Genomic DNA, 8,788 nt, shown 5'->3' with positions numbered 1-8,788 from the left:
GCGACGGCGCCCGCGGCCGCGGAATCCAGGCCTTCGCCCGGCTGCGCCCGAGCGCCCGCCCGCTGCAACGGGCCGCGCGCCAGTGTGACCGCAGCCCAACCGCCCCCCGCCCCGCCTTGACCGCCCCCGCCCGGTCCTGCCATCGTGCCGGGATGGATCGCGCCGAACTCATCGCCGAACTGCAAGCCGTGCTCGCCCGGGTCGACGAACTCGGCGAGCGCGTGCGCCGGCTCAGCGACGAGAACCGCAGCCTGCGCCAACAGCAGGAGCAACTGGTCGGCGAACGTTCGGCCCTGCTGGCCAAGAACGAGCAGGCCCGCACCCGCGTCGAAGCCATGATCGCCCGGCTCAAGTCCCTGGAACAGCACACCTGAGCCCTTCCGAATCCGCCGTCCCCGACCTCGCCCATGAGCCTGCCCGTATGAGTACGACGAGCGAAGCCGTCAGCATCCGCCTGCTCGACCGCGAGTACACGGTCGGCTGCGAGCCCAACGAGCGCGAAGACCTGCTCGCCGCCGCGCGCATGCTCGACGGCAAGATGCGCGAGATCCGCGGCGGCAACCGCATGGCCGCGCTCGACCGCGTCGCGGTGCTGGCCGCGCTCAACTTCGCCCACGAGCTGCAGCAGCTGCGCGGCGAGAGCGGCGGCCGCGAGCGCGAACTCGCGCGCACCCTCGACGACCTGCACCGCAAGCTCGACAGCCTGTTCGACGCGGCCGCCTCGCGCTGAGCCGCGCAGGCCCGCAGCCGCGCCGCTGTCGCGGCGCGACGATCCGCACTGCACGCCCGCATCGATCCGCCGATACCGGGCGCACGCGCCAGAAACCGGCGCGACGCGCGTCACGCCGCGCCCCGTTCATGGCGCTGCGCACAAGCGCATGAACCGCAACGCAGCATCGCCGACGAGCGGATTCGCCTGCCGGCACTCGCGCGCTATACTGCGCGCACGTCCTCTGCTGTGCGCGACGGCGTGCGCAAACATTCGCCTTGTCCCTTAATGACGACACCGGGGACGCGCCGGAAGCCCGGAGTGCAAGTCCGCCTAGCAGCGGGAAGCCCGAAGGCGTCCAAGCGTTCCCACTTGAACCCCGGGTTCAAGGTCGTTTCGCAAGCATCGCCATTGGCGGAGGACTACTCATCCCGGAACGGGCGCGACGTCACCCAGGTGACCGCGCCCGTTTCCTTATGCACGCCCGGCCGCCTTGGCCCCGCCCCGACCATGCCGAGCCCCCCGACCGCATGACGCACGACCGCACCACCCTGCGCCGCGAACTGCGCGAGCGCCGCCGCACCCAGCCGGCCGCCGCGCGCATCGGCGGCGCCGAAGCGCTCGCCGCGCGACTGCTGTCGCTGCCGTTCGCGCCGCAGTCGGGCTATGTCGCCGGCTATTGGGCCAGCGATGGCGAGATCGCCCTGCACGCCTGGCAACTGCGCCTGCCCGCGGACTGCGTCTACTGCCTGCCGGTGCTGCATGCCGACCAGAGCCTGCGCTTCGCGCCGTGGCGGCCGGGCGATCCGTTGGTGGCCAATCGTTTCGGTATACCGGAGCCGGCGCTGGCTGACAGCTCGTTGCTTCGGGCTGAGGACATGAGCCTGATTGTCCTGCCGTTGGTTGGCTTCGACGCCCGCGGCCACCGTCTGGGCATGGGCGGCGGCTGGTACGATCGCAGCCTCGCCTTCCGCCAACGCCGACCCGCCCCCCCCTGGCTGGTCGGCGCCGCATTCGAATTGCAGCGCGTCGAGCGCCTCGACGCCGCCGACTGGGATGTCGCGCTGGACGCCGTGTGCACCGAAGCCGGCACCGTGGATTGCCGCTCCGCGCTGTACGCCTGATCCCCCAACCGCGATGCGACTGCCCCCGCATCCGAACCTTGCGAGCCCCCCGCATGACTGCACGACGCCGCTATTGGCTGATGAAGTCCGAACCGGACACTTTCTCCATCGACGATCTCGAACGCGTGCGCACCGAGCCATGGAACGGCGTGCGCAACTACCAGGCCCGCAACTACATGCGCGACGGCATGAAGGTCGGCGACGGCGTCTTGTTCTACCACTCCAACACCGCCGTGCCCGGCATCGTCGGCCTGGCCACCATCGCCGCCGAGGCCTATCCGGACCCGACCCAGTTCGATCCCAAGTCCGACTACTACGACCCCAAGAGCACGCGCGAAGACCCGCGCTGGCTGCTGGTGGACGTGGCCTTCGAACGCAAGCTCTCGCGCACCATCGCCCTGGACGAGATCAAGGCCCGCGCCGAAGAACTCGGCGAGGACTTCGCCCTGACCCGCCGCGGCAACCGCCTCTCGGTGCTGCCGGTGTCTGCGGCGCAGTGGAAGCTGTTGCTGGCGATGGAGTGACCGCCGCAGGGCGGCCAAGGCCGCGAAGAAACGGGAAAACCTCGGGTTTTCCGCTGTCTCCTTCGCTCCCGCGGCCGCCCGTATTCCCGTCCCACCTTTCCTCCCAACTGCCCGAATCCAATGAGCGAACACAAGCGCCTGGCCGCCGAAAAAGCCATCGACTACATCGAAGACGGCATGATCGTCGGCGTCGGCACCGGCTCGACCGTGGCCTATTTCATCCAGGCCCTGGGCCGCATCAAGGACCGCATCAAGGGCGCGGTGTCCAGCTCCGAGCAGAGCACGGCGCTGCTGCGCGAGCTCGGCATCGAGGTGCTCGACCTCAACAGCGCCGGCCAGCTGTCGCTGTACGTCGACGGCGCCGACGAGTGCGATCCGAACAAATGCCTGATCAAGGGCGGCGGCGCCGCGCTGACCCGCGAGAAGATCATCGCCGAGGCCAGCGCGAAGTTCGTCTGCATCGTCGACCCGTCCAAGCAGGTCAAGGTGCTGGGCAAGTTCCCGCTGCCGGTGGAAGTGATCCCGATGGCGCGCAGCCTGGTCGCGCGCCAGATCGTGGCGCTGACCGGCGGCCAGCCGGTGTGGCGCCAGGACGCGGCCGGCAACGGCGTGGTCACCGACAACGGCAACGTCATCCTCGACATCCACAACCTGGCCATCGCCGAACCGGTCAAGCTGGAGAACGCGCTCAACCAGATCCCCGGCGTGGTCGCCGTGGGCCTGTTCGCGCGACGCAAGGCCGATGTGGTCATCGTCGGCGGCGAGCCGCCGGTGGTGCTGTAAGCGCAGCCGTCCCGATCCGGGCCCGGCTGCGACCGGGCCCGCCTCCAGCGCAGCCCACGACATCTACCTGTAGGCGCGGCGCAAGCCGCGACCGCGAAAACGCGCTTGCAACGCAAGCCCGACCACGATCGCGCCCCAACCCGCCACGACGCATCCGCAACGCAGCCCCTGTAGGAGCGGCGCAAGCCGCGACCGCGAAACCGCGCTTACGACGCCAGCCGCCAGTGCGCGGTCGCGGCTTGCGCCGCTCCTACAGCGGGTCCGCCGAAGACCGCAACCTACTGATCCAAAAGCAGTATCGCCGCCTGCGACCGTCGCGCGCCAAGCTCTGCGCCCGCCCCGCGCTGCGCCCTTCACCGCACAGCGCGATACTGACGCCCCCAGCATGGCCCCGCCGCCGTGACCCTGCGCTGCCTGTTCGTCGACTTCAATTCCTATTTCGCCTCGGTCGAACAATTCGACCGCAAGGAATTGCGCGGGCGTCCGGTCGGCGTGGTACCGGTGATGGCGGCCAGCACCTGCTGCATCGCCGCCAGCCGCGAAGCCAAGGTGCACGGGGTCAAGACCGGCACGCCGGTGCGCGAAGCGGTCGAACGCTGCCCCGACATCACCCTGGTGCAGGCGCGGCCGGCGCGCTATGTCGAGCTGCACCATCGCTTGATCGCGGCGATCCAGGACTGCATTCCCATCGACGGCAAGCCGCTGTCGATCGACGAAGTCGCCTGCCGCCTGATCGGCCGCGAACGCGAGCGCGACAACGCCGTCGCCATCGCGCGCAGGATCAAGCGCACGCTGATCGACCGCGGGCTCGACCCGATCCGCTGCTCGGTCGGCATCGCGCCGAACACCTTCCTGGCCAAGACGGCGTCGGACATCGACAAGGTCGACGGCCTCACCGTGGTCGAGCTGGCCGACCTGCCGCACGCGCTGCACGGCCTGCAGTTGCAGGACCTGTGCGGCGTCGGCCCGTCGATGCTGCAACGCCTCAACCAGGCCGGCATCGACACGGTCGAACAGCTCACCGCCGCGCCGCGCGAACGGCTCAAGGCGATCTGGGGCGGCATCGAGGGCGAGCGTTTCTGGGCGCAGTTGCGCGGCATCGAACTGCCGCCGCGGCAGCGCGCCGCGGTCGCTTCGGTCGGCCATTCGCACGTGCTCGATCCGCAAATGCGCACCGCCGACGGCATGCGCTCGGTGCTGTTCAAGCTGCTGGCGAAAGCGGCGATGCGTTTGCGCCAGGAGCGCAGCAAGGCCCGCGGTCTGAGCCTGCACGTGCGCTTCGTCGGCCGCGAGCAACGCTTCAGCCGCGACCTCTCGTTCGCCCCGCTCGACGACACGCCGACCTTGCTGCACCTGATGGCCGACGCGCTGGAGCCGCTGCTGCGCGCCGCCGCCAGCGGTCGCTGGCGGGTCGAACGGCATCCGCCGCTGTCGGTCGCGGTGTCGCTGATCGACCTGCTGCCCGACGCCGGCGACAGCGCCGCGCTGTTCCCCGAGCGCCAGCGCAATCAGGCGCTGACCCGCGTGCTCGACCAGATCAACCAGCGCTACGGCAACAACCGCCTGTACTTCGGCGCGATGCAAGATGCGTTGGCGCAGGGCGCCGCGCCGATGCGCATCCCGTTCCAGCACATTCCCGACGAAGCCAGCGAAGCCGACCTCGGCGCCGCGGCCCTGGTCGCCGACCCGAGCATGGACGAGCTGTGGCTGCAGCGCGAACGCCAGTTCAAGGCGATGGCCGAAAACGCGCACCGGCAGGAACGCGAGCGCGGCGCCGCGAAAACGAAGCCGCCCGGCCACAAACCCTCGGGCGTAGGCGGCTGGGTGCGCAAGCGCGCAGGCTCGCGCGGCGACGACGGCCGCGGCACCACCGGCTCGCTGTTCTGACGCGTTTCCCCCTGTAGGAGCGGCGCAAGCCGCGACCGCGAAACCGCACCTACGACGCCAACGTATTTCCTCGCGCAAACCCCACCCACAAAAAGGCCCCTCTCCCACGAAGGAAGAGAGGCCCGAGATCAACCATCAACGCCCCTCTCCCGCAACGCGGGAGAGGGGTCGGGGTGAGCGCGATTACGCCTCGACCGCGACAAACCCACCGGTCTGCCGCTTCCAAAGCCGCGCATACAAGCCATCGCGCGCAATCAGCGCCTCATGCGTCCCGGTCTCGATGATATGGCCCTTGTCCATCACCACCAGCCGGTCCATCCGCGCGATGGTCGAGAGCCGGTGCGCGATCGCGATCACCGTCTTGCCCGCCATCAACGTCTCCAGGCTCTCCTGGATCGCCGCTTCGGCTTCCGAATCCAGCGCCGAAGTCGCCTCGTCGAGGATCAGGATCGGCGCGTTCTTCAGCAGCACCCGCGCGATCGCCACGCGCTGGCGCTGGCCGCCGGACAGCTTCACGCCGCGCTCGCCGACCAGGGCGTCGTAGCCCACGCGTCCTTCGCCATCGACCAAGTGCCCGATGAACTCGTCCGCACGCGCCTTGCGCACCGCTTCGAACATCTCCTCTTCGCTCGCGTTCGGTCGCCCGTACAGCAGGTTGTCGCGGATCGAACGATGCAACAGCGAAGTGTCCTGGGTGACCACGCCGATCTGCGAGCGCAGGCTTTCCTGCGTCACCGCGGCGATGTCCTGGCCGTCGACCGCGATGCGGCCGCCCTCCAGGTCGTACAGGCGCAGCAGGATGTTCATCAGCGTCGACTTGCCCGCGCCCGACGGCCCGACCAAGCCGATCTTCTCGCCCGGCTTGACCGTGAGATCGAGGTCGGCGATCAGCCCGGCGTCCTTGCCGTAATGGAAGTGCACGTTTTCGAAGCGCACCTCGCCACGCGTCACCTGGAGCGGCTTGGCCTCTTCGCGATCGACCACGGTCAGCGGCCGCGAGATCGTCTCGATGCCGTCCTGCACCGTGCCGATGTCCTCGAAGATGCCGTTGACCGTCCACATGATCCAGCCGGACATGTTGTGGATGCGGATCACCAGGCCCGTCGCCAGCGCGATCGCGCCGACCGTGATCGAGCCCCGATGCCACAGCCACAGCGCCAGGCCGGTGGTGCCGACGATCAGAAAGCCGTTGAGCACGGTGATGCTCACGCCCATCAGCGTGGTCATGCGGGTCATCTCGCGCGAACGCTGGGTCTGCTCGACCATCGCCTCGGCCACGTATTCTTCTTCGCGCCGCGAGTGCGCGAACAGCTTGAGCGTGGCGATGTTGGTGTAGCCGTCGACGATGCGACCCATCAGCTTGGAACGCGCGTCCGAGGCCCGCCACGAACGCAGCTTCACCCGCGGTACGAAGTAACGCATCAGGCCGATGAACAGCACGATCCACACCAACAGCGGCGCCACCAGCCAGACGTCGGCCTGGGCGAACAGATAGATCGCCGAAGCCGAGTACACGACCACGTACCAGATCGCGTCGAACGCCTGGGTGGTGGATTCGCGCAACGACGGGCCGGTCTGCATGATCCGGTTGGCGACGCGGCCGGCGAAGTCGTTCTGGAAGAAGCTCAGGCTCTGCCGCAGCATGTAGCGATGGGTTTGCCAGCGCACCAGATTGGTCATGTTCGGGTGCACGGTCTGGTTCAGCAGCAGATCGTGCAGCCCCAGACACACCGGCCGCGCGATCAGCATCACCGCCGTCATCCACAACAGCTGCTCGCCGTGGGTAGCGAACAGCTCCGAGGCGGGCGTGGTGTTGACCAGATCGACCACCTTGCCGAGGTAGTCGAACATGATCACTTCGACGATGGCGGCGAAGAAGCCGACCACGGTCAGGATCACGAAGATCGGCCAGGCCTGGCGGATGAAGTGCCAGTAGAACCGCGCCACCGAGCGCGGCGGCATCTGCGCCGGCGCCGGGCGGAACGGATCGATCAACGATTCGAACCAACGAAAGATCATCATGAGAGTGTTGCCTTATGAACTGGAACGGCTCCCGCCGCGGCGTTCGTCCGGCAGCGCGCCGGAACCGGCGCGGGCGGACGACGCACGCGAGCGACTGGACGCCAACGAGGCGTCGATCGATAAACGGGAGTGAGGCGGCGGACGCGCGCGAGCGATCCACGGCCACCGCAGCGGCCTGGAACGAACGACGGTCGGCCAAACGCGACCCGAAGCGGATCCGACAGCAGCGGATCCCGGGCCGAGCGCACCGACTTAGCGGTGGCGGACCTTGCCGGTGATTATGAACTTCATCTTTCGCCTCTCCTTTAGACGGAGCCGATCCCGGAGCGTCCTGGCGCAGCGGGAACCGGCGGCACGGCCATGCCCCGTCGGGACGATGTGGCCGGCAAGCTGCGCGCGGCGCGATGCCGGCGTGTAGCAGCCCGGCGAGTGTACCTGCAGTCCTGCGCCCAGGTGTGCAAGCGGGCTGAATGCGTGCGTTTATTTTTGTGTCAAGGCCTCGGCCTTCAGGCACACGATAATTTCCGCCAGGGTTTCCGCCGTTTGAGCGCGCGCAGTCTCCCCGCCGGCGGAGCTATCGGGATTAGCTGACTGCTCGGGTCAGCGCCCTGTAAGAGCGGCGCGAGTCGCGACCGCGCCAAGCCGACTGGCGCGCAGGCTCGATGCCAGGCGATGGCTGCTTATGACGGGTGGTAGCTGTCTGGGCGATCGGAGCGTCAGCGCAGCCACGTGAATTGGACTATCCGCATCCCACCGAAGTCCCTGCAGGCGCGGCGTCAGCTTCGCCGTGGACCGTGCCGCTGCGTGCCGACAGAGCCAAGCATCGCTCGATGTTCAGCAAGCAAATACTCGCCGGCCTGGCGCGCGATCATGGCCGTCCGTTCGGCGCTGTTCGATTACGTTCTGCGCAAAAGAAGAAGGCCGGATCCTGTGGGATCCGGCCTTCGGTGTAAAGCCCCTGGCGATGACCTACTCTTGCATGGCTTAAGCCACACTACCATCGGCGCATATGCGTTTCACTTCCGAGTTCGGGATGGGATCGGGTGGTTCCACACAGCTATTATCACCAGGGAGAGGGTGGAGGGTCGCTGTCTTCGATGGATTGAAGTAGCGCGCACGCTCTCGTTGGGTGCTTTCAACGCGATGGACTGCGTTGTCGGCGAATAGATTGGAATGTAGCGAGTCAGTGTTTGGTCTGGAGTGTCGACGCGTCGTCGAGTCCAAGGCCACTTGAGGTTATATGGTCAAGCCACACGGATCATTAGTACAGGTTAGCTCAATGCATTGCTGCACTTACACACCCTGCCTATCAACCACCTAGTCTTGATGGTTCCTTTAGGGGAGTCGAGCTCCCGGGAGATCTCATCTTGAGGCGCGCTTCCCGCTTAGATGCTTTCAGCGGTTATCGCTTCCGAACATAGCTACCCGGCAGTGCCACTGGCGTGACAACCGGAACACCAGAGGTTCGTCCACTCCGGTCCTCTCGTACTAGGAGCAGCCCCTCTCAAATCTCCAACGCCCACGACAGATAGGGACCGAACTGTCTCACGACGTTCTGAACCCAGCTCGCGTACCACTTTAAATGGCGAACAGCCATACCCTTGGGACCGACTACAGCCCCAGGATGTGATGAGCCGACATCGAGGTGCCAAACACCGCCGTCGATATGAACTCTTGGGCGGTATCAGCCTGTTATCCCCGGAGTACCTTTTATCCGTTGAGCGATGGCCCTTCCATAC

The 8,788-nt window shown here is 67.3% G+C and carries 8 protein-coding genes, 2 rRNA genes and 1 other RNA gene (1 of these 11 running past the window's edge); 8 read left to right on the top strand and 3 right to left on the bottom strand.

Going from position 1 to position 8,788, the window contains the following annotated elements:
- The first annotated feature begins 152 nt into the window (after nucleotides 1-152).
- The 7 genes from A7A76_RS12560 to A7A76_RS12530 all read left to right on the top strand — a co-directional run bounded on the left by A7A76_RS12560 (nucleotide 153) and on the right by A7A76_RS12530 (nucleotide 5,027).
- Nucleotides 153-374: a TIGR02449 family protein gene (locus tag A7A76_RS12560; protein WP_206411500.1), complete on the top strand. Its 222-nt coding sequence runs from the start codon at nucleotides 153-155 to the stop codon at nucleotides 372-374.
- Nucleotides 375-421: 47 nt separating this feature from the next.
- Entirely contained in the window at nucleotides 422-730 is a 309-nt protein-coding gene (locus tag A7A76_RS12555) for a cell division protein ZapA (protein WP_206411498.1), read from the top strand.
- Between the two features lie 217 nt (nucleotides 731-947).
- Nucleotides 948-1,134, top strand: a non-coding RNA gene (gene ssrS / locus A7A76_RS12550) — 6S RNA.
- A gap of 105 nt (nucleotides 1,135-1,239) precedes the next feature.
- Complete coding sequence (locus A7A76_RS12545; protein WP_206411497.1) at nucleotides 1,240-1,833, top strand: 5-formyltetrahydrofolate cyclo-ligase; 594 nt, start codon at nucleotides 1,240-1,242, stop codon at nucleotides 1,831-1,833.
- A 53-nt stretch (nucleotides 1,834-1,886) separates the two neighbouring features.
- Nucleotides 1,887-2,357, top strand: a complete 471-nt coding sequence (locus A7A76_RS12540) for an EVE domain-containing protein (RefSeq protein WP_206411496.1) — start codon at nucleotides 1,887-1,889, stop codon at nucleotides 2,355-2,357.
- A gap of 120 nt (nucleotides 2,358-2,477) precedes the next feature.
- Nucleotides 2,478-3,140 (top strand): ribose-5-phosphate isomerase RpiA, encoded by a 663-nt coding sequence (gene rpiA / locus A7A76_RS12535; protein WP_206411495.1) that lies wholly within the window; start codon nucleotides 2,478-2,480, stop codon nucleotides 3,138-3,140.
- 399 nt (nucleotides 3,141-3,539) lie between these two features.
- The gene (locus tag A7A76_RS12530) at nucleotides 3,540-5,027 is read left to right on the top strand and encodes a DNA polymerase thumb domain-containing protein (RefSeq protein ID WP_206411494.1); all 1,488 of its coding nucleotides are present in this window, start codon (nucleotides 3,540-3,542) and stop codon (nucleotides 5,025-5,027) included.
- 183 nt (nucleotides 5,028-5,210) lie between these two features.
- On the opposite strand, the gene A7A76_RS12525 is transcribed toward A7A76_RS12530, so the two are convergent.
- Nucleotides 5,211-7,043, bottom strand: a complete 1,833-nt coding sequence (locus A7A76_RS12525) for an ATP-binding cassette domain-containing protein (RefSeq protein WP_206411499.1) — start codon at nucleotides 7,041-7,043, stop codon at nucleotides 5,211-5,213.
- 4 nt (nucleotides 7,044-7,047) lie between these two features.
- On the opposite strand from A7A76_RS12525, the gene A7A76_RS25880 reads away from it, so the two are divergent.
- Nucleotides 7,048-7,182 (top strand): hypothetical protein, encoded by a 135-nt coding sequence (locus A7A76_RS25880; protein WP_277425827.1) that lies wholly within the window; start codon nucleotides 7,048-7,050, stop codon nucleotides 7,180-7,182.
- An 823-nt stretch (nucleotides 7,183-8,005) separates the two neighbouring features.
- On the opposite strand, the gene rrf is transcribed toward A7A76_RS25880, so the two are convergent.
- Together rrf and A7A76_RS12515 are read right to left on the bottom strand one after the other, a co-directional pair.
- A 5S ribosomal RNA gene (gene rrf / locus A7A76_RS12520) occupies nucleotides 8,006-8,120 on the bottom strand.
- Nucleotides 8,121-8,289: 169 nt separating this feature from the next.
- Nucleotides 8,290-8,788, bottom strand: a 23S ribosomal RNA gene (locus tag A7A76_RS12515) (it continues 2,366 nt past the right edge of the window).

The organism is Lysobacter enzymogenes, assembly GCF_017168095.1.
Taxonomy (GTDB): Bacteria; Pseudomonadota; Gammaproteobacteria; order Xanthomonadales; family Xanthomonadaceae; genus Lysobacter; species Lysobacter enzymogenes_D.
Note: the sequence above shows the minus strand (reverse complement) of the source record. Positions and strands in the feature narration are given on the sequence as shown.